General features: G+C 61.7%; 21 protein-coding genes. 12 read left to right on the top strand and 9 right to left on the bottom strand.

The features are described from left to right. Positions 1–69: 69 nt before the first annotated feature. The 5 genes from IF189_RS11760 (at position 70) to IF189_RS11740 (ending at position 4,337) form a co-directional block, all read left to right on the top strand. Positions 70–939, top strand: a complete 870-nt coding sequence (locus IF189_RS11760; protein WP_114882373.1) for an AraC family transcriptional regulator — start codon at positions 70–72, stop codon at positions 937–939. Between the two features lie 90 nt (positions 940–1,029). Further along, entirely contained in the window at positions 1,030–1,794 is a 765-nt protein-coding gene (locus IF189_RS11755) for a hypothetical protein (RefSeq protein WP_114882372.1), read from the top strand. A gap of 28 nt (positions 1,795–1,822) precedes the next feature. Then, positions 1,823–2,260 (top strand): hypothetical protein, encoded by a 438-nt coding sequence (locus tag IF189_RS11750; RefSeq protein WP_085708504.1) that lies wholly within the window; start codon positions 1,823–1,825, stop codon positions 2,258–2,260. Positions 2,261–2,346: 86 nt separating this feature from the next. Next, positions 2,347–3,012 (top strand): response regulator, encoded by a 666-nt coding sequence (locus IF189_RS11745; RefSeq protein ID WP_114882371.1) that lies wholly within the window; start codon positions 2,347–2,349, stop codon positions 3,010–3,012. Continuing rightward, positions 2,988–4,337, top strand: a complete 1,350-nt coding sequence (locus IF189_RS11740; RefSeq protein ID WP_192553355.1) for an ATP-binding protein — start codon at positions 2,988–2,990, stop codon at positions 4,335–4,337. The genes IF189_RS11745 and IF189_RS11740 overlap by 25 nt, the downstream gene beginning before the upstream one ends. Positions 4,338–4,352: 15 nt before the next feature. Here the strand turns inward: IF189_RS11740 and IF189_RS11735 are convergent, their stop codons facing one another. Beyond that, positions 4,353–6,194 (bottom strand): potassium transporter Kup, encoded by a 1,842-nt coding sequence (locus IF189_RS11735; protein ID WP_192553570.1) that lies wholly within the window; start codon positions 6,192–6,194, stop codon positions 4,353–4,355. A 299-nt stretch (positions 6,195–6,493) separates the two neighbouring features. Between IF189_RS11735 and IF189_RS11730 the strand changes: the two genes are divergently transcribed. Next, positions 6,494–7,387: a LysR family transcriptional regulator gene (locus tag IF189_RS11730; protein WP_134827179.1), complete on the top strand. Its 894-nt coding sequence runs from the start codon at positions 6,494–6,496 to the stop codon at positions 7,385–7,387. 6 nt (positions 7,388–7,393) lie between these two features. Here the strand turns inward: IF189_RS11730 and IF189_RS11725 are convergent, their stop codons facing one another. The 8 genes from IF189_RS11725 to IF189_RS11690 form a co-directional block, all read right to left on the bottom strand. Then, positions 7,394–8,545, bottom strand: coding sequence for a cupin domain-containing carboxymuconolactone decarboxylase family protein (locus tag IF189_RS11725; RefSeq protein WP_134827180.1), 1,152 nt, complete (start codon positions 8,543–8,545; stop codon positions 7,394–7,396). A gap of 19 nt (positions 8,546–8,564) precedes the next feature. Then, on the bottom strand, positions 8,565–9,617 hold the full coding sequence (locus IF189_RS11720) for an alpha/beta hydrolase (RefSeq protein WP_192553354.1): 1,053 nt from the start codon (positions 9,615–9,617) through the stop codon (positions 8,565–8,567). Between the two features lie 159 nt (positions 9,618–9,776). Beyond that, the gene (locus IF189_RS11715; RefSeq protein WP_225739960.1) at positions 9,777–11,027 is read right to left on the bottom strand and encodes a purine-cytosine permease family protein; all 1,251 of its coding nucleotides are present in this window, start codon (positions 11,025–11,027) and stop codon (positions 9,777–9,779) included. A gap of 183 nt (positions 11,028–11,210) precedes the next feature. After that, complete coding sequence (locus IF189_RS11710) at positions 11,211–12,185, bottom strand: biotin-dependent carboxyltransferase family protein (RefSeq protein ID WP_192553352.1); 975 nt, start codon at positions 12,183–12,185, stop codon at positions 11,211–11,213. Further along, positions 12,182–13,054: a 5-oxoprolinase subunit B family protein gene (locus IF189_RS11705; protein ID WP_192553351.1), complete on the bottom strand. Its 873-nt coding sequence runs from the start codon at positions 13,052–13,054 to the stop codon at positions 12,182–12,184. Before IF189_RS11705 ends, IF189_RS11710 begins: the two co-directional genes overlap by 4 nt. Continuing rightward, on the bottom strand, positions 13,051–14,424 hold the full coding sequence (locus IF189_RS11700; RefSeq protein ID WP_192553350.1) for an acetyl-CoA carboxylase biotin carboxylase subunit: 1,374 nt from the start codon (positions 14,422–14,424) through the stop codon (positions 13,051–13,053). The genes IF189_RS11705 and IF189_RS11700 overlap by 4 nt, the downstream gene beginning before the upstream one ends. A gap of 10 nt (positions 14,425–14,434) precedes the next feature. After that, positions 14,435–14,680 carry an acetyl-CoA carboxylase gene (locus tag IF189_RS11695; protein ID WP_134827186.1) on the bottom strand — a complete coding sequence of 82 codons (246 nt, stop codon included), beginning with the start codon at positions 14,678–14,680 and terminating at the stop codon, positions 14,435–14,437. Positions 14,681–14,765: 85 nt separating this feature from the next. Next, positions 14,766–15,524: a 5-oxoprolinase subunit PxpA gene (locus IF189_RS11690; RefSeq protein ID WP_134827187.1), complete on the bottom strand. Its 759-nt coding sequence runs from the start codon at positions 15,522–15,524 to the stop codon at positions 14,766–14,768. A 126-nt stretch (positions 15,525–15,650) separates the two neighbouring features. Between IF189_RS11690 and IF189_RS11685 the strand changes: the two genes are divergently transcribed. The 6 genes from IF189_RS11685 to IF189_RS11660 all read left to right on the top strand — a co-directional run bounded on the left by IF189_RS11685 (position 15,651) and on the right by IF189_RS11660 (position 20,583). Next, positions 15,651–16,568: a LysR family transcriptional regulator gene (locus IF189_RS11685; RefSeq protein ID WP_085708517.1), complete on the top strand. Its 918-nt coding sequence runs from the start codon at positions 15,651–15,653 to the stop codon at positions 16,566–16,568. 98 nt (positions 16,569–16,666) lie between these two features. Beyond that, positions 16,667–17,716 carry an NAD(P)-dependent alcohol dehydrogenase gene (locus IF189_RS11680; protein WP_096820620.1) on the top strand — a complete coding sequence of 350 codons (1,050 nt, stop codon included), beginning with the start codon at positions 16,667–16,669 and terminating at the stop codon, positions 17,714–17,716. Between the two features lie 117 nt (positions 17,717–17,833). Then, entirely contained in the window at positions 17,834–18,241 is a 408-nt protein-coding gene (locus IF189_RS11675) for a hypothetical protein (protein ID WP_192553349.1), read from the top strand. Positions 18,242–18,336: 95 nt separating this feature from the next. After that, positions 18,337–18,852, top strand: coding sequence for a GNAT family N-acetyltransferase (locus IF189_RS11670; RefSeq protein ID WP_192553348.1), 516 nt, complete (start codon positions 18,337–18,339; stop codon positions 18,850–18,852). Positions 18,853–18,890: 38 nt separating this feature from the next. Beyond that, the gene (locus tag IF189_RS11665) at positions 18,891–19,925 is read left to right on the top strand and encodes a GSCFA domain-containing protein (RefSeq protein ID WP_192553347.1); all 1,035 of its coding nucleotides are present in this window, start codon (positions 18,891–18,893) and stop codon (positions 19,923–19,925) included. Beyond that, positions 19,894–20,583: a hypothetical protein gene (locus IF189_RS11660; protein ID WP_134827191.1), complete on the top strand. Its 690-nt coding sequence runs from the start codon at positions 19,894–19,896 to the stop codon at positions 20,581–20,583. Before IF189_RS11665 ends, IF189_RS11660 begins: the two co-directional genes overlap by 32 nt. The last annotated feature ends 30 nt before the right edge of the window (positions 20,584–20,613 follow it).

The following is a 20,613-nucleotide window of genomic DNA, read 5'->3' as shown; positions in this document are numbered from 1 at the left end:
TCCGGCTAGGTATCTGTACGCCGCTTTCGACGATTCTAGGGCCGACCGTTACTCCAGGAGCTTCACTCCGTGCCAGACGCACCGACGCAAACTGCCTACGCGAAGCGCTTTACCGTCGTACTCGCCTACATCGACGCCAATCTTGAGGGCGATCTGTCGGTGAAAACGCTGAGCCAGGTGGCGAACTTTTCCGAGTTCCACTTTCACCGGCAGTTTACGGGATACGTCGGTGTGCCCGTCTCGCGCTATGTGCAGTTGATGCGTCTGCGCCGTGCCGCGCACCGTTTGAGCACCCTGCCCGACCATTCGGTGATGGAAGCCACGCTCGACGCGGGGTTCGAAAGTCCCGAAGCGTTTTCCAGGGCATTCAAGCGAGCCTTCGGCACTTCGCCGGGGGCATTTCGCAAGGCTCCGGACTGGAGCGTCTGGCACACGGTCTTCGCCATACCTCACTTTTCAAGGAGCATTACCATGCAGGTACGAATCGTCGACTTCCCCGGAGTCCAGGTCGCTGCGCTCGATCACCGTGGGCCACCAGGCCTTGTCAATCAAAGCGTGCAACGCTTCATCCAGTGGCGCCAACAGAGCGGTCAGTCGCCGGTGACATCGAGCCGCACCTTCGGGATTCCTTACGGCAACCCTGACACGACGCCGCCGGAGGACTTTCATTTCGCGATCTGCGGCGAAATCCGTGAAGCGGTGGCACCGAATGAATTCAACGTCCGCGAGCTGAGCATTCCTGCCGGCCGCTGTGCCGTGGTGCGTCACACAGGCTCCACCGATCACATCGGCGAAACCATCTACCCGGTCTACCGCGACTGGCTGCCCGCCAGCGGCGAAGAATTGCGCGATCACCCGCTGTTTTTCGAGTACTTGAGCATCAGTCCCGAGACCCCGCAGGAGCAGTGGCAAACGGATATTTACGTGCCGCTGCGCTGACAATCGCCTGCCCCTCAGGCTCAGCTAAGTTTCACTGGATACCTTCTCTCCTGCGCACATTCAGCGCTGCTCAGGAGAGGCCATCCACCCATGAAACCCGCCATAGCCGACTGGCTCAACAAAGTGCCCGAAGTGACGCTGTCCTTCTGGGTGATCAAGATCCTGTCCACGACCGTGGGTGAAACCGGGGCCGACTTTCTGGCCGTAGACGCCGGTTTCGGCGCCGGCCCGACCAGCCTCGGCATGGCCGCGCTGCTGGCCATCGCGCTGTTCACCCAAATGCGTACCAAGGCCTACACCCCGTGGATCTACTGGCTGACCGTGGTGCTGGTGAGCATCGTCGGCACGCAGATCACCGACATCCTGACCGACATGCTGGACGTCAGCCTCTACACCAGCACGGCGGTGTTCTCTGTGTTGCTGGTGGTGAATTTCCTGATCTGGTACCGGACCGAGCGCAGCCTGTCGATCCGCGAAATCGTCACCCCGCGCCGGGAGCTGTTCTATTGGGCCACGGTGCTCTGCACCTTTGCCCTCGGCACCGCCGCCGGCGACCTGGCCACTGAAGCGCTGGGCCTGGGCTTCACCGTCGGCGCAGTGATCTTCGGCGCGTTGATCGCGGCCACCCTGATCGCCTGGCGTCTGGGTGCCAACACCGTGCTGACGTTCTGGATCGCCTACATCCTGACCCGCCCCTTCGGCGCCTCCCTCGGCGACCTGCTGACCCAGGCCAAGACCTACGGCGGCCTCGGCATGGGCGCGACCTGGACCAGCGCGATCTTCCTGTGCGTCATCGTCCTGCTGGTCACCGTCGCGCAGATCAGCGTCGGCAATCGCAAAGCAATCACTCAGTAAACCTTCAGACTTTCATCAAGGAATCATCATGCGCCAGATTCAAAACATCATTCGTCACGTCGCCATCGTCTCGTCCATCTGCCTGCTGAGCATCGCTGCCGGCTGCTCGAAACCGGCGGACAAGCCTGCTGCAAACGCCGCTGCAGGTGCCGTCAGCACACAAGGCCAGGCCGCCTCCAAACTGGGGGATCTGTCCGAGTTCCGCAACATCGCGGCCGACGTCGCTGCCCTCGTAGACAAAAACGACCTGCCCGGTGCCAAGGCCCGGATCAAGGATCTGGAAACCGCCTGGGACTCGGCCGAGGCCGGGATCAAACCCCGTGCCGCCGGCGACTGGCACATGCTGGACAAGGCCATCGACCGCTCGCTCGATACCTTGCGCGCCAGCGCCCCGCAACAGAAAGACTGCAAGGCGCGGATGGACGAGTTGCTCAAAGCCTTCGACTCGCTGAAGGGCAACGCCTGATCCGGGGCCGGACAAACCTTTGCACAGATGCTTCAATACAAGCGCGACGGCCCTGCCCGTCGCGCTATTTTTTTGGAGAGCGGGTCATGCGGATATTACTGGTGGAAGACGATCCGATGATCGGCGATGCCATCCAGGGTGCGCTGAACGACGCCAGCTACGCCACCGACTGGGTGAAAAACGGCCTCACCGCGCTGGCCACCCTGGACACCCAGCACTACGACCTGGTGCTGCTGGACCTCGGCCTGCCCGGCAAGGACGGACTGGACGTGCTCGACAGCATTCGTGCTCGCAACAACCCGGTGCCGCTGCTGATCATCACCGCCCGGGACGGCCTCGACGATCGCCTGCGCGGCCTCGATGGCGGCGCCGACGATTACCTGCTCAAGCCCTTCGACATGGCCGAGCTGCTGGCGCGGATGCGCGCGGTGCTGCGGCGCAAGGGCGGGACTGCGTTGTCCTTGCTCGACAACGGCGTGGTATCCCTCGATCTGGTCTCCAAGCAAGCCACGACCGCCGACAACCCGGACGTGCAATTGTCCAGCCGCGAATTCGCCCTGTTGCAGGCTCTGTTGATCCGGCCGGGGGCGATTCTCTCGCGCAGCGAACTGGAAGACCGGCTCTACGGCTGGGGCAATGAAGTGGAAAGCAACGCGGTGGAGTTTCTGATTCACGCCCTGCGACGCAAACTGGGCAGTCACGTCATCAAGAACGTCAGGGGAATGGGATGGATGGTTTCAAAAGGCGCCTGAGGGATTCGGTGCAACTGCGGCTGTCGGTCACCCTGTCGCTGGCGATTCTGCTCGTTGCACTGCTGGCCGCGGCGTTTGCGTTCGTCTCGGCGCTGGACGAAGCCCACGAAATGCAGGACGAAACCCTGCGCCAGGTGGCGGCCCTGTACGACCGCCAGCAAATGACCCTGCACTACCCCGCCGCTCAGGCCGTGGACGACGACAACGAAGAGTCCCGGGTCATCGTGCAGTACCTGGCCGACGGCAGCCAAGCGGTCGGCAACGACGACGCCCTGCTGCCGCTGCCCTTCCCCACTACACTGCCCGACGGCCTGTCGACCCTGAAGGTGACCGGCGAAGACTTTCGCGTGCTGGTCAGAACCACCGCCCGTGGCGAGCGCATCGTCGTCGCCCAGGAAACCGGCGTGCGCGACAAGGAGGCCCGCGAAAGCGCCTGGCGCAGTCTGCTGCCGTTCCTGATTCTGTTTCCGGTGCTGTTGCTGGTGGTGGGCGATCTGGTACGCAAAATGTTCCGCCCGATTGCCACGCTCTCGGCCGACATCGATCAGCGCGACGAACAGGCCCTGCACCCGGTGGACGAAAGCCATGTGCCAAGCGAGATCCGGCCGTTTGTGGTGGCCATCAATCGCTTACTCGGTCGCGTCGCCCAGTCCGTGGACAACCAGCGGCGTTTCGTCGCCGATGCCGCCCATGAACTGCGCTCGCCGATGACCGCCCTGTCCCTGCAGGCCGAACGACTGGCCGCCACGGAAATGCCGGCCGCCGCCCGCGAACGTCTGTTGCCGTTGTCCCGGGGCATAGAACGCAGCCGGAACCTGATCGATCAATTGCTGAGCCTGGCTGCCGCGCAGTCGAGCTCAAATGCAGAACCAACCAGTGTTTCAGTCCTGCACATTTACCGACGGATTCTGGAAGACCTGTTGCCACTGGCGGACCGCAAGAATATCGATATCGGCGTCGAGAGCAGCGAGGACGTGCAGGTCAGCATCAACGAAACCGACCTGCTGATCCTGATCCGCAACCTGGTGGACAACGCCATCCGCTACACCCCGTCCGGCGGACGCATCGACCTCTCGGTCAAGCGGGAGCAAGCGGCGGTCGTCTTGCAAGTCAGCGACACGGGCCCCGGGATTGCCGTGGAAGAACAGGCGCGGGTTTTCGATCCGTTCTACCGCAGCCTGGGCACCGATGAGTCGGGCTCGGGGCTGGGGCTGTCCATCGTCAAGGCGATTGCCGATCGCACGGGGCTCAAGGTTGATCTGGGGTTTACCGACGTCATCGAGCGCAGCGGTCTGTGTGTCACCGTCAGCATCGGGCAGCCCTGAGCCGCTTCCCGTTCCCTACATTTCGACCTGCGTCCCCAGTTCGATCACCCGGTTCAACGGCAACTTGAAGTACTTCAGGTTGCTGTTGGCATTCTTGAGCAGGAACGCGAACAGGTACTCGCGCCACTTGGCCATGCCGATGCGTTTGGTCGGGATCACCGTTTCACGACTCAGGAAGTACGTGGTGCGCATCGGGCTGAAATCCAGTTCGGCCAAGTGACAAAGACTCAGCGCCAACGGCACATCCGGTTCCTCGGTAAAACCGAAATGCAGGTTGACCCGGAAGAAGCCGTCGCCATAGGACTCGACTTCAAAGCGACGATCCACCGGCACTCGCGGGCTGTCTTCGGACACCACGGTCAACAGCACCACCTGCTCATGCAGCACCTGGTTATGCAACAGGTTGTGCAGCAGCGCGTGGGGAACCGCGTCGGCCCGTGCGGTCAGGAACACTGCCGTGCCCTGCACGCGATGAGGTGGTTGCGCACGGATGCTGCTGATGAACAACGGCAGCGGCAACGCGGTTTCATCCAGTCGCTCGACGATGATCTTGCGCCCGCGCTTCCAGGTGGTCATCAGGATGAACAGACCGATACCGGCGATCACCGGGAACGCACCGCCCTGCAGGATCTTCGGCGCGTTGGCCGCGAAGTACAGGCTGTCCACCAACAGAAAACCGAACAGCATCGGAATCGCCAGCCAGCGCGGCGTCTTCCACAGCAACAACACCACGGCGGCGGACAGCAGCGTGGTAATCAACATGGTGCCCGTCACCGCCACGCCATACGCGGCAGCCAGGGCGCTGGAGGATTCGAAACCGATCACCAGCAGCACCACGCCGACCATCAACGCCCAGTTGACCGTGCCGATGTAGATCTGGCCCTGCTCCTGGCTCGAGGTGTGCTGGATGAACATGCGCGGGACGTAGCCCAGCTGGATGGCCTGGCGCGTCAGGGAGAACGCACCGGAAATCACCGCTTGCGAAGCAATGATCGTCGCCAGCGTCGACAGCGCGACCATCGGCAGCAGCGCCCATTCGGGAGCCAGCAAATAGAACGGGTTACGCACCGCTTCCGGGTTGCCGAGGATCAACGCGCCCTGGCCAAAGTAATTCATGACCAGACCGGGCAGGACCAGCATGAACCAGGCACGGGCAATCGGTTTGCGACCGAAATGGCCCATGTCGGCGTACAAGGCTTCTGCACCGGTCAACGACAGGACGACCGCGCCGAGAATCGCCACGCCCATGCCCGGATGGGCCGTAAAGAAGCGCACCGCCCAGATCGGGTTCAGCGCCTGCAACACCTCGGGGCGCTGCACAATGCCGTAGACCCCGAGCGCGCCCAGCACCACGAACCACAGCACCATGACCGGGCCGAACAGGATGCCGATCCGCGCCGTGCCGTGTTTCTGGATCAGAAACAGCGCCACCAGCACCAGCACCGACAGCGGCACCACCCAGTGCTCGATGCCGTCAAACGCCAGCTCCAGCCCTTCTACCGCCGAGAGCACCGAGATCGCCGGGGTGATCATGCTGTCGCCGTAGAACAGCGCCGCACCGAACAGTCCGAGCAATACCAGCACCTTGCTCAAGTGCGGGTAAGGCGCCGACGCACGACGGGCCAGTGCCGTCAGCGCCATGATGCCGCCTTCACCCTGGTTGTTGGCCCGCAGGATGAACAGCACGTACTTGATCGAGACCACCCAGATCAGCGACCAGAAAACCAGCGACAGAATGCCCAGCACACCGTCGTGATTGAGCTGCACGCCGTAGTGGCCGGAAAACACTTCTTTGAGGGTGTAGAGGGGGCTGGTGCCGATATCCCCGTAAACCACACCGACAGCGGCCACCAACATGGCTGCGCCCGAGGTTTTGGTTGGGGAGTTTTCGTTGGTTTTACTCACGGGTCGCGGCTCTCGAACGGCGGGAAGTAGTGGCATGCCATCCTTGGGCAATACGCGGACCGTGGCCTTCAGGAATACAAGGCTCAGGTGCGGTCAAAAAAACGCGGCCAGTATCGATGCGAACCCAATCCTCTACCGTAAAGAATGCGTAAAAAATCCACCTGACCCGAGCCGTCGCGCAGTTTTTTAGAGTCGGCCGATTGTTATGGCTGATGGCATAATCGCCAGCAGTTCATAACAGGAGCGCATCAATGTCCGTTGAAAGCTACGACCTGCTTGCGATCTTTTCGGCGGTGGCGCAAGAGCGCAGCTTCACCCGTGCGGCGGCGAAACTGGGCATGTCGCAACCGGCCCTGAGCCGGGCGATGCGCCAACTGGAGGAGCGTCTGGGCGTGCGCTTGCTCGCGCGCACCACGCGCAGTGTTTCCCCGACCCAGGCTGGCGAGCATCTGTTGCGCGTGATCGCGCCGCGGTTCGAGGAGATCGATCACGAACTGGCCTTGCTCAGCGAGTTTCGCGACAAACCGGCCGGCAAACTGCGCATCACCGCTGGCGAGCATTCGGCGATCACCATTCTGCAACCCGCCCTCGCCCGGCTGATGCCCGACAACCCAGACCTGAATATCGAGATCATCGTCGACTACGGCCTGACCGACATCGTCGCCGAAGGCTTCGACGCCGGTGTGCGACTGGGCGAACAGGTGGCCAAGGACATGATCGCCATGCGCATCGGGCCGGACATGCGCATGGCGGTAGTCGGCTCCCCGGCCTACTTCGCCCGCCACCGCAAACCGCTGGTTCCACCCGACCTCATGGAACACAACTGCATCACCCTGCGCATGCCGACCCATGGCAGCCTGCTGCTCTGGGAGTTCGAGAAGAACGGGCAAACCCTGAATGTGCGAGTCGAGGGGCAACTGGTGTTCAACAACATCGCGATGCGCCTGCAGTCCGTGCTTCAGGGGCTGGGGCTGGCGTACATGCCGGAGGACCTGGTGCAGGAGCATGTCGCGCAGGGCGGGTTGATCCGGGTGCTCGCCGACTGGTGCGAACCGTTTTCCGGCTATCACCTCTACTACCCCAGCCGGCGCCAGAGCTCCCCCGCCTTCACTTTGCTGCGCGATGCGTTGCGCTATGGCGGTTGACGCTGCTCAGGGCTGGGACAGGTGTTTTTCCAGTGCTTCGCTGGCACGCGCCGCCGCTTCGACTTCTCCGTGCCGGGTCAGCAACTGCGTCAACTGACGCAATTGTGCAGCACTCAAGCCCACCCGCAGGCTGGCCGCGACATGCGAACGCAACTGCGATTCCGCCCCGGGCGTAGCGGCCAGGGCTGAAACCGTGGCCAGTTCGCGGCTTTGCCAGTCCAGGTTGTCGCGTTCGAAAATGTCGCCGAACAGGTGCGTCTGCAAAAACTGGTTGATCACCGGCGCAAAGTCGAACAACGGGCCCTGAACCGGCGCTCCGGCGATACGGGTCTGATTGACCTTGCCCACAGCCAGCAAGGCGTCGCCTGTCGCCACGGCGTGACCGGGTTCGCGCCCCAACTCATCGCGAATACCCCGTTGCTTGCGCGCTTCGACCACTTTCATCAACTCGCCCAGCGCATTGAGGCTGCGTGGAAAACCGGCGTAGGCATACAACTGCACCAGGATTTCCTTTGCCTCGCTGACGGTCAGCCCGGCATCCAGTCCTTCGTTCAAAGCGCTGTTGAGACGCGGCATATTGCTGCTGGCCATGGCCGCGCCAATTGGCACAATCGCCTGCTGCCTCGCGGACAACACGTCGGAAACGGTGGCTTCTGCCGGTGCTGCCGGCAGCAGCGGCCGGTCATCGGCAACTTTTTCCAGCCACTCCACATTCTTGCCGTTCACCGAGCCGGTCACCGCCAGATGGGTCATGGTGCTGTTCGGTGCGGCACCGTGCCAATGCTTGACGCCCGGCGGGCAGACGATCACATCGCCGGGATGAATGTCCTGCACAGGCTTGCCCCATTCCTGGGTCTGCCCGACACCGGAAATCACTACCAGCCGCTGTCCGGCGGGATGGGTGTGCCACGCTGACCGGGCGCCCGATTCGAACGTCACGTAGGCGCCGGACGCATTGATTTCGCCCGTGTCGTTGAACAGCGGATCAACGCGCACCCGACCGGAGAAATAATCTTCCGGCCCCACGAATGAAGCCTGAGACCCCGCACGACGGATCTGCTGCGCGCTCGACGGCTCACTGCCGCCGCCCGCGACTTCGGCAGCGCTGGCAAAAGGGGTGGCCGCGCACATGGCGAGGCCCAACAAGGTTTTGTTCATGGTGATGGCTTCCTTCGAATCAGAGAGTTCGGGCGTAGAACGCCGTCAGCTGTTGCATGGCGACGTCCACGTAGGCCGGCACCCAATAAGTTTCGATGTGGGTGGCGCCGTCGATCTTGAACAGCGTCTTGTCCTGCGTCCCGGTGGCCTTGGCGAAGGCTTGCTCCGACATGTACAGGCTGTCGGCCTTGCTGCCGGCGATCATCAGCAATGGCTTGTCGATTAGTTCGATCTGGTCGGTGGCGTCAAAACTCATCAGGTCCAGCAGGCTGCTGAGGGTGTAACGGAAAGTCGAGTTGGGATGCGCGTGGGTTTTGCCGTAATACTCGAAACCCTGGCGGTACAGGTCGAACGGCAATTTGGCGATCTGCTCGTCGGTCAGTTTGGCATCGCCGATGTATTGGATTTCCCCGCCGGCAGCTTCTTGGGCACGGGCGGCCGAGGCTTGCTGCAAGCGCTGCTGGATGGTGTCGAGTTGCGAATCCTGATACCCGTTGCGGCGCACCAGGCCGGAATTGAACATGCTCACCGTGGCAATCGAGCGGAAGCGCTTGTCGGTCTGCGCGGCCTTCAACGAATAGCCGCCACCGCCGCAGATGCCGAGCAAGCCGAGATGGGCGCTGTCGACGCCCGGGTAGCTGGCGATGAAGTCGGCCATGCCGTGAATGTCTTCGACGCGGTTGGCCGGTTTGTCGATGTTGCGCGGCTCGCCACCGCTTGCGCCCTGATAGGCCGCGTCCGCCGTGATCGTGATGTAGCCCTGATCGGCCAGACGCTGAGCATAAAGACCTGCGACCTGCTCTTTCACCCCGCCATTGGGGTGCGCGACGACAACGGCTGGATAGTGCCGGGCCGGATCGTAGTTCGCGGGGGTGTAGACGTTGGCGGAAATGGCCAGGCCATTGAGCGTGTAGGTCACCGGGTAAATATTGACCTTGCCCGGCTCGTTGCGGGTGATCGCGCCACCGTAGGTCAAGGTGAACGGGTTCTGCCGGTAATCCGCCGCCTCGACTTCAGCGCCCGACATTCCGATCATCGCGGCCAGCACGCCGGCCTTCATCGTGGTTCGCATCGTTTGCACCCTCCTTTCCATCAATACGGTATGGAGATGCAAACTACCCTTCGACGATTGATTGATAAACGGCACTAATTGGATAGCACTGATATCAGAATCACATAAGTATGAACTCGCGACGCTGGCCCGCAGTCAAGCGGGCCAACGCCGATCCTCTCAACTTGCCCTCTGCCCTACCCACCGATGCCGACAGGCAAGCCCGGCCTGCAAGCCGAACGCGAGCACCACCGTCGCCGGTGCAGAAAAACTGCCGGGAACACCGCCCGTCCACATCAGCAACAACCCCAGTGCCGTGGCGGCGAACCACGCCATCAGGCCGACCGGATTGAACGCCGGACTGCGTTCAAGTGCACCTTTGTCATTGCTGCCATAGACAATCTGCGCCAATGCCACACCGACCCAGGCGACCACAAAAATGCCCTGATACGCCAATGCCTTGAGCAAGTAGGAAAACACGTCAGCGAGCATCAAACCGTACACGATTACCCCGACCACCAATGCCCACCGCAGGTAAGAACCGCGTACACCGAAACGACCGAAGAATGCCTGCATGTTGAGGGTCGCCAGATAGTAGTTGGCGGTGTTGATCCGGGTTTGCGTGGCCCAGACGAACAGCAGACCCCACAGCCCCATCAACTGCAGAATTGCCATCACCACAGAGACTTCGTTCAACGCGCCTTCATGCGGAATACTGCTGACCAGATAGATGCCTGCCGCGCCGTTGAGCAGAAAAGTCACGGCATAAAACGGCATGCCGAAGTTCCAGCGCCCGTGATACTCAGCGTCCTGCGGCTTGCCGAAACGGGCGTAGTCGAAGGTGAACAGCATCAGGATCCAGACACCCATGTAAGCCACAAAGCAATCCCACCAGCCGAAGGTCGCGGGGGTTGCCGGGCCGAAATCGAACCATTGCGGCTGGTAACCATAACGGCTGATCGACAGCCCGACCGCCACCAGCAAACCGCCCAGGTACACCGGCAACAACACACCGTTGAGCTTGTCCAGCCAGTGCTGCACGCTACCCAGAATCATCGGCACGCTGTACAGCACCACCAGCAGGGCAGCCAGTGGATAGACCAGCTCCGGGTACAGGTGATTGAGCGCCACGGCGATCACCGATCCTTCGAACACGGCGTAGTAAATCGCCGTCGAAAAGAAAATCAACGTGGCCAGGCATGCCCCGGCCCGGCCGAACAACACGCTTGAAAACAACGCGACCGACCAGCCGCTGCGCATGGCGAAACGGCTGAGAACGCTGTTGATCAGCCCATAACTGATCACCGACAACACCATCCCGATCAGCGCATTGCGTGCGCCGAAAGACAAGGCCAGCGAAGCGCCGACCACGATGTAGAACATGGCGCTGCACACGGCCCACCAGGCCATGGTCAGAGACAGTCGGCCCATGCGGGCTTCGGCGGATACGGGATGATGGGCCGGATCTTGCCCGGTTTGACTCGATTGCGATAAAGCAGCCATATGCGTGTACTCCAGAACCAGTCAAAGGTTGAAGCGCGGGCAGCCTTCACCGCACCGAAGTGCGGCGTTGGCCTGGCGTGTGGCAGGGCCCGCGCGGTGCGGCGGGCAGAGTCAGGAAGGGAAAAGCTTGCTCAGGCAGCTGAGTTTTTTCTTGTAGGAACGCCGTGCGTCCAGGGCCTCGTCGAGGCTGACCGCTACAAAGCGAGCCTTCTGGTTGGGCTGCATCTGGCCGATCAGATCCAGGTCGGCACTGATGACGGTGCCGATCATGGCGTAACCGCCACCCGATACGGCATCGCGATGCAGCACGATGGGTTCGAGGCCGGCAGGTACCTGAATCGAGCCGATCGGGTAGCAGCTGTCAACGATGTTCGACGGGTCGGAGCCTGCACCAAAGGGTTGCTCTCGCGGCTGGAAGTCCAGCGCACTGCCGCCCTTGAAGCGATAGCCGATGCGGTCCGCTTCCGATCCGACGGTCCACGGCTCGGCGAAAAAGCTCTTCGCTGCCGCGTCGGTCAGGCGATCGTAATAAAGCCCCGCCACCACGCGCAGGGTGATCTCCCCGCCCAGTGACTGGCGCAGCGCCATGGGCAGACTGGCCCCGGCACGCCCCCTACCGCTGGCTTTGCCCACCGGCAATTCGTCTCCGGCGATCAAGCGGCGTCCGGCAAAACCGCCCAACGCCCCGAGCGCATAAGTCGATCGACTGCCCAGCACCAGCGGCACATCGATTCCGCCTGCCACCGCCAGATAAGCCCGGGCACCGGCCTTGGGAAAATCGAAACGCAGAACCTGGCCGGCCTTCACCGCGAACGCGGTGGCGTGATGCATTTCCACACCATCGAGCCGAGGTGCCATGTGCGCGCCGCACACCGCGACCAGTGCGTCTTGCTGAAACGCCAGCTCAGGGCCCAGCAACGTACACTCCAGTGCGGCGCAATCCGCCGTGTTGCCGACCAGATGATTGGCCGCTCTCAGCGCATATTGATCGAGCGCGCCGGACGGCGGGATGCCGAGGTGGTAGTAACCTTCGCGGCCCAGATCCTGAACCGACGTGGCGAGACCGGGTTTGAGTACCTTGATCATGCCAGCACCTCCTGCAGCGACACGGGATAGCCGACCGGGTCGGCGAGAAACGCATCCAGTGAAAACTCCACCGGCCGGATCCGTAAATCGAAATGCCCGGCCTCCACCTCTGCAACGGCCTGGTCATACGCTGCACGATCCATTGGTTTGAACTGCACAATGTCGCCCGGACGGAAAAACACCATGTGGTCTTTCAGGTACGCCAGCGATTGCTGCGGGTCGTAGATGGGGGCCGGTGTGACACCGAACATCTGATAGCCCCCGGCGCCGCGCACCGAGTAGATACAACCGAAGCAACCACCGTGACCGAGTGTCAGTTTCGGTGTGTCGGTACGTGGACGCAGGTACTTGGGCACCTGCAACTGACGTTCGCGTTCGACCATCTGGAACATGAAGGGCAAACCGGCGACGAACCCCACCATCGAGACAAACCATGGCGCCCCGCTATGAGCCGCAATGAACGCATCGACATCCGCCAGGCCATTGATGCGCGCGGCGTATTCCAGATCCGTAGCGCTCGGGTCCTGGTGCCGGTCGCGAAAACGCATCAGCGTTTCGTGGGTCCACGGATCGTTGTACAGCACCGGAATGTCAATGATCCGGGTCTGCAATGTGCGCTCGGCAACGGCTTCTGCCTCGGCGCCCTGCACCGCCTCGAGCAAGGCCTGCGGCGCAATTCGATCCGGATCGAAGCGGATCTGGAAGGATGCGTTGGCCAGACACACATCGAGTACGCCATCGAGTTTCAACCGCTCCACGGCGCGGGTAACCGCCATGCCCTTGAAAAACGCCTCGAGGGACATGCTTTCACTGACTTCGGCAAACAGATGCTCATCGGCACCAAAGCTGTAGCGGATCGGACGACTCATGCTTCACCTCCGCTGCGGCGTGCGGACAGCCAGTTCTCCAGCGTCCCGGTATGAAAGTCGGCGGTTTGCAACCACGGTTGCTGCAACAGTTCAGCGTGCAGCGACAAGGTGCTGGCCATGCCGGTCAGCACGGTTTGCGCCACCGCTGTCCGGGCACGCGCCAGGGCTGTGGAGCGATCCGGCCCATGCACAATGAGCTTGGCCAACAGCGAGTCATAGTACGGTGGCACCCGATAGCCTTCATACAGGTGGGTGTCCACACGAACGCCTTCGCCTTGCGGCCAGGCCAAGGACTCGACCAGACCGGGGCTTGGGAAAAAATCCCGGGCCGGGTCTTCGGCATTCAAGCGCATTTGCAGGGCCGCGCCATTCAGACGGATGTCACTCTGTTTCAGGCCCAGTGGTTCACCACCGGCAATTCGCAGCATCGCCTGCACCAGATCGATGCCGGTGACCAGTTCGGTGACCGGGTGCTCCACCTGGATTCGGGTGTTCATCTCGATAAAAAAGAACTCGCCGGTGACGTCGTCATACAGGTACTCCAGCGTGCCCGCTCCCTTGTAGCCGAGGGATTCGGTCAAGCGTACGGCGCTGGCGCAGAGTGCCACCCGCTGCTGCGCGTTCAGTACGGGCGACGGTGCTTCTTCAAAGATTTTCTGACGCCGGCGCTGTAGCGAACACTCGCGCTCGAACAGGTGCACGGCGTTTTTCCCGTCGCCCAGAACCTGTACTTCGATGTGCCGGGCCTTGCCGATAAAGCGCTCCAGATACACCGCACCATTACCGAAAGCGGCCTGCGCCTCGCGCTGCGAACGGGGAAATTCTTCACTCAATTGCGCGGCATTTTCTGCCAGACGAATACCCCGCCCGCCACCGCCCGCCGAGGCTTTGATCAGCAACGGGTAACCGACCGATTCCGCCGCCCGAAGCGCCGACTCGACATCAAACAGCTCGCCCGGCGAACCCGGCACCACTGGAACACCTGCCGCCTGGGCGGTGCGCCGCGCTTCGGCCTTGTCGCCCATGCGCCGGATCGTGTCCGGGTCCGGCCCGACGAAAATCGCGCCGCTGGCAATCACGGCTTCGGCAAACCCGGCGTTCTCGGACAGAAAACCATATCCAGGGTGAACCGCATTGGCACCCGTCGCTTGCAGGGCACCCAGCAACGCCTCGATGTTCAGGTAGCTTTTATCGGCACGGGCCGGCCCCAGTAGATGCACTTCATCGGCCAGGCGTGCGGCCTGAGAGTCGATATCGGCCTCGCTGCACGCGGCAACGGTGGGAATGCCCAGGGCCTTGGCCGCACGGATGATGCGCACGGCGATTTCGCCACGGTTGGCGACCAGCAATTTACGAATAGGTTGAGTCATGTTCACGCCCTCACTCGCTATCAAGCGTAGCGACGACCTGACCCGGCTCCACCGGATCACCGTCTTCAACCTGAAAGGCACTGAGGCGCCCCGCCGTCCCGGCGGTCAGTTCGGAAAACTGCTTCATGACTTCGATCAGGCCAATCACCGTGTCGACGCTGACAGGATCGCCGACCTCGACGTAATTCGCCGAATCCGGCGTGGCCTTTCGGTAGAAAGTCCCGGGTAACGGGGTGATGACAGTGTGTTCGGCCATGTCTGTTCCTCTTGGAATAGTTGTAGAAAGGCAGGCAAAAAATGTTTGAACCCCGGCGTCTGTGTGCCGGGTGTTTCGTTTTTATTCAGCGGGGTCGGCGCACCTCGATCCCGGCGGCATCGAGCGCATTGCGGGTAGCCTCGACCAGCGCCAAAGCCCCCGGCGTATCGCTGTGCAGACAGATGGAATCGAACTCGATCGGCAGATCCTCACCCTCGACGGTGCGCACGACGCCCTCCTGGCAAGCGCGCAACACACGGGCGGCGACAAATTCCGGATCGTAGGCGCGAACATTGCGGGTGAAGACGATGGAGCCGCTCAAGTCGTATTCGCGGTCTGCATAGAATTCGCGAACGACCGGTTGGCCGAGTTCTTTGGCGACACGCCAGATGACCGAATCGGGCATGCAATACAGCAACAGATCGGGTTCCAGCCGTTGCAGGTTTTCCACCAGCAGACGCGCGGCTTCTTCGTCCCGGGCCAGATGCATGTACAGCGCGCCGTGAGGCTTGATGTGTTGCAGCGTCACGCCCTGCACCCGTGCCAGTTCGCGCAGTGCGCCCAGTTGATAAAGGATGTCGTCGACCAGTTCCTGAGCCGGTGCATTGATGTGTCGGCGCCCGAACCCCACCAGATCGCGAAACCCCGGATGAGCGCCGATGCCGACCTTCAGACGCTTGGCCAGCTCGACGGTGCGACGCATGGTGCCGGGATCGCCGGCATGGAAACCGGTGGCGATGTTGGCGGAACTGATGAACGCCATCAGTTCGATGTCGACGCCATCGCCAATGGTCCACGGGCCGAAGCCTTCGCCCATGTCCGAGTTGAAATCTACTGCCTGCATAACCCTTGCTCCTGACCCTTGTGACTTCATGCAGGCCACGTTAAATTCCCGCCAACCCCTTGGGAAGATCTATTAACAGATAGGGTATCTTCTGAAAAACAGATACCTGAAAAAACAGGAACACCCATGTCGTTGACCTTGCGTCAGGTTCGCTACTTCGTTGCTACCGCCGAGATCGGGCAGATATCCCAGGCAGCGATTCATTTGAATATTTCCCAGTCGGCGGTGACCACGGCGATCAAGGAACTGGAAGGCATGCTCGGCACGTTGCTGTTCCAGCGCTCGGCACAAGGCATGAGCCTGACGGATGCGGGTCGGCACTTCCTGAACCGCGCCTACGTGATTTTGCGCAGCGTCGACGACGCGCTGAACAGCCCGCTACCCGACATCCGCGCCAGCGGCCTGATTCGCCTGGCCGCGAGCTACACGGTGATCGGCTATTTTCTGCCGCATCATCTGCAACGGCTGGAGCACTGGCACCCGGACGTCGCCATCGAAGTCCACGAGCAGGAGCGGCAGGCCATCGAACAGGGATTGCTGGAAGGCAAATTCGATATGGCGGTGGTGCTTACCGCGAACCTGACGCACCCCGATATCGTTTCGGAAACCCTGTTCAACTCCGAACGCCGTCTGTGGCTGCCCAGCCACCATCCACTCTGTGAGCGCTCGGCCGTGAGCCTTGCGGATGTCGCACTGGAACCCTACATCCTGCTGACCGTGGATGAAGCGGAACAAAGTGCCATGCGCTATTGGGAAAACGCCCGCCAGCAACCCAACGTGCGGGTGCGTACCAGTTCTGTAGAAGCCGTGCGCAGCATGGTCGCCAATGGCAGCGGCGTGGCGATTCTCTCGGACCTGGTGCACCGCCCCTGGTCGCTGGAAGGCAAGCGCATCGAGACCCTGACCATCACCGACAAGGTGACCCCGATGAGCGTTGGCCTGGCCTGGCACCGCGAGCGCGAATTCAGCCCGGCGATGCAGGCCTTGCGCAATTACTTCCACGATGCGTTCCTGGCACCGCAGCAGCTTTCTGCACGGCGCTGACGCACAGGATCAGGCAAGAATTCAGTAGAAATGTACTAACGGAATGCGGGCTCGGAGCGGGAGGATGACTGTCCGACAGATCCATCGAGGACGTTCCCATGCTTGTACAAGCCTACGGTGCCCACGCGGGCGACAAACCCCTTGAGCCTATCCAGATCAATCGCCGCGCCCCTGCGGCCCATGACGTCCAGATCGACATCGCCTTCTGCGGCATCTGCCATTCCGACCTGCACCAGGTGCGCTCCGAGTGGGCCGGCACCCAGTTCCCGTGCGTCCCGGGACACGAAATCGTCGGCCGCGTTTCGGCGGTCGGCGCTCACGTTTCCGAATACAAGGTTGGCGATCTGGTCGGCGTCGGTTGCATCGTCGACAGCTGCAAGCACTGTGAAGACTGCGAAACCGGCCTGGAAAACTACTGCGACAGCATGATCGGCACCTACAACTTCCCGACCCCGGACGCCCCCGGCTGGACGCTCGGCGGCTACTCGCAAAACATCGTGGTGCATGAGCGTTACGTGCTGCGCATCCGCCACCCCGAAGCACAACTGGCCGCCGTCGCACCACTGCTGTGCGCGGGCATCACCACGTACTCGCCGCTGCGTCAGTGGAACGCCGGGCCTGGCAAGAAAATCGGCGTGGTCGGCATCGGTGGCCTGGGCCACATGGGCATCAAACTGGCCCATGCGATGGGCGCGCATGTGGTGGCGTTCACCACTTCCGAATCCAAACGCGAAGCAGCGAAAGCACTGGGCGCCGATGAGGTCGTGGTTTCGCGCAATCCCGAAGAAATGGCCGCGCACACCAAGAGCTTCGACTTCATCCTCAACACCGTCGCCGCCCCTCACGATCTCGACGCGTTCCTGGTGCTGCTCAAGCGTGACGGCGCACTGACTCTCGTGGGCGCGCCCGCCTCGCCCCATCCATCGCCGAACGTGTTCAACCTGATCATGAAACGCCGCACCATCGCCGGCTCGATGATCGGCGGCATTCCAGAGACTCAGGAGATGCTGGATTTCTGTGCTGAACACGGCATCGTTTCCGACATCGAACTGATTCGCGCGGATCAGATCAATGAGTCTTATGAGCGGATGCTCAAGGGGGATGTGAAGTATCGGTTCGTGATCGATAACGCGACGTTGGCGGGCTGAACCTGTCAGGTATTCCTTTCCAAGATCACCTCGTATGAAGTAGCCTTTTTGATATCAAAAGGATATCAATCATCTTCGAAGGTCTTCAGGCCCGAGTTTTTTGCGGAAAGGAATTTCATGAACAAAGCGATTTACGTAAAAGCCTTCTTTTGCCCGATCGGCGAAAACGTGGAGGTCAAAGTCCCGACAGGCCGGATGAAAAAAGGGCTTTTTGGCGAAAAAGAGGAGATGGAGAAGGTCATCGAGTGGCGGCAGACTGGCTGGTCCGACTCACAGATCGATGGCCAGCGTTTGAACGAGGACATCAATCAAGCGGTGAGTCGACTCAACGAAGAAGGCTACGAAGTTCAATCCATCCTCCCGATCCTTTCCGGTGCATACAACTACGAATTCAAATACAAAGAAGCACACAACTCAGGAAACCTGGCCGAGGGCGGCGGTTGGGGGTACGGCTATGGCTACGGTTACAGCTATACCGAAGGCGTCACGATCATCGCTAAAAAAATGAATGCCCAGGCTCAGTAAAACCATTGAGCCGCCAAGCGTTTCAGCTCATTGATCTTTCCCCCCACACCAAGTAAAAAACGCTCTCCCTTTTCCATCTTTGCAAGGAGCAGCGGATGCTCGAGCTCACCACGCAACGACTGGACCTGCGCACGATGGTCGAGTCGGACTGGCCTCTGTTTCTCAGGCTGCATTCCGAGCCACAAACCATGCAGTACGTGTTCGGCGAGATTGCCGAGGAACAGGTCCGCAAAGGCTTCGAGCACCGGCTTCCGGCGTGGGGGCCGCAGTCGGAGCACTGGCTGTGCCTGGTGGTGAGCGACAGGGCCAGCGGGCACGAACTGGGCGTGACCGGTTTTCGCATTCTGTCGCCGGGGCATGCCGAGGTGGGATGCCTGCTGTTGCCGGAGCATCAGGGCAAAGGCTTTGGCACCGAGTCGCGAAAGGCGATCATCGACTACGCCGCGGCCATCGGGCTGAACTCGCTGGAATCGACCGTGACCGACGGCAATATCGCGTCCTGCAAGGTGCTGGAGAAATGCGGCTTTGTGTTCGCACGTCGTGTGCCGCAGGCCTACCAGATCGGTGATCGGTGGTTCGACGATCTGATCTACCACTATCAAATCCGCTGAGCCTTGCGCTCAACGACTCGCCAAGGAGGCCTCTCGTCGTGAATCCCTATCAATGCCTGCCACCCCGCGCTTTCTGGCGTACGGCCGTCGCCGACAAGTCCGCGCCGGACATCGGTGAGCTGTGGACCCCGCAATTCGAGATCGGCAACAAGGATGCCATCGTCACCGCCGGCTCCTGTTTCGCCCAGCACATCGGCCGCGCGCTGGTTGAGCGCGGCATGCACTGGCTGGACGCGGAACCCGCCCCGGACGCGTTGCCCGAGGCCGACTGGAAAGCCCACAACTACGGGGTGTTTTCGTTCCGCACCGGCAATCTGTATACCCCGGCGATGTTGTGCCAATGGCTTGAATGGGCGCTGGGCGTGAGCGCTCCGCCGGATGAGACCTGGGTGCATGACGGGCGTTTCTTCGATCCGTTCCGCCCCGCCGTGGAGCCCGACGGATTTGCCAGCGAGCAGGCGTTGTTCGACTCGCGCGAGGCCACCCTGGACGCCATCCGTGAAGCGCTGCGCCGGGCCAAGGTGTTTGTGTTCACCCTCGGTTTGACCGAAGCCTGGCAACATCGCGAGACCGGTCTGGTCTATCCCGTGTGCCCCGGCACCGTGCGCGGCACTTTCGATCCGCTGCTCCACCGGTTCTGCAACTTCGGCTTCATGGACACTTACGGCGACATGGTCCGGGCGCTGGAACTGATGCGTTCGATCAACCCGCAACTGCGTCTGCTGCTCACCGTTTCACCGGTGCCCCTGACGGCGACCGCCACCGGGCAACACGTGCTGAGCGCCACGACCTACTCCAAATCGGTGCTGCGCGCCGTCGCCGGGCAATTGTGTGAAGACCTGCCCGACGTCGACTATTTCCCGTCCTACGAAATCATCACCGGCACCCCGTTCAAGGGCGCGTTCTACCAGCCCAACCAGCGCGAAGTCACGCCAGAAGGTGTGGCGTTCGTGATGCAGCAATTCTTTGCCGGACTTGAAGCCGTCCAGTCGGTGCAGGCGCCGACCACCTCCACCAGCGTGTCCAGCGAGGATCTTGTCTGTGAAGACGCCGTACTCGATTACTACGCCTAGGTTTCTGCTGCTGGGCGACTCCCATGCCGGCGTCATCGGCAAGGCGGCGCAGGCCCGTGAGCTGCCTTTCGGTGGCGGCCCGCTGGGAACCGGTCGGGACTTCGCCGTCGACTTCTTCCAGTTGACCCGTCATGACGTGGCCTTTCGGGATGCGGAAATGGATCGACTGTACCGCCAGGCCCTCGACACGCTCGAAGTGCCGCAACTGGCGAAGGTCGGCGTGCCGCTGGTGAGCACGATCGGCCTGAGCCTGCACTATCTGGCCACCGCGCCAAACTGGAGCTGCTACCAGAATGCGCACGGTGAGTTCGACGACGGTTTTCTCGCCGGGCCGTTGTTCGAGGCGGTCATCGACACCCTGTCCCGCCCCGCCCTGGCCTTCTATGAACAGGCTCTGGCGCTGAACCTCAAGGTGTTCGCCGTGCTGCCGCCGCAACGGGTGCCGGAGCTGTCCGACCCGCGCGTGTTCATGGCCGCGCAGTCATTGCTGATCGAACGCCTGCAAGGGCTTGGCGTCGAGTTGATCGACGTGCGCGAGGCAGCGAACGATGAGCAGGGTTTTCAGCGTGAGGCGTTCTGCGAAGTGGATGATCCGCTGCACGGCAATCTGGCGTTCGGTGAGTTGATCGTCGAGCAACTGATTCGTCGCGGCATTTAGAAAAAGAGGGAGCGCATGGCTCCCTCTGAT

This window comes from Pseudomonas sp. IzPS59 (assembly GCF_014863505.1).
GTDB classification, from domain to species: domain Bacteria; phylum Pseudomonadota; class Gammaproteobacteria; order Pseudomonadales; family Pseudomonadaceae; genus Aquipseudomonas; species Aquipseudomonas kribbensis.
This window is presented reverse-complemented; position numbering and strand designations above follow the sequence as displayed.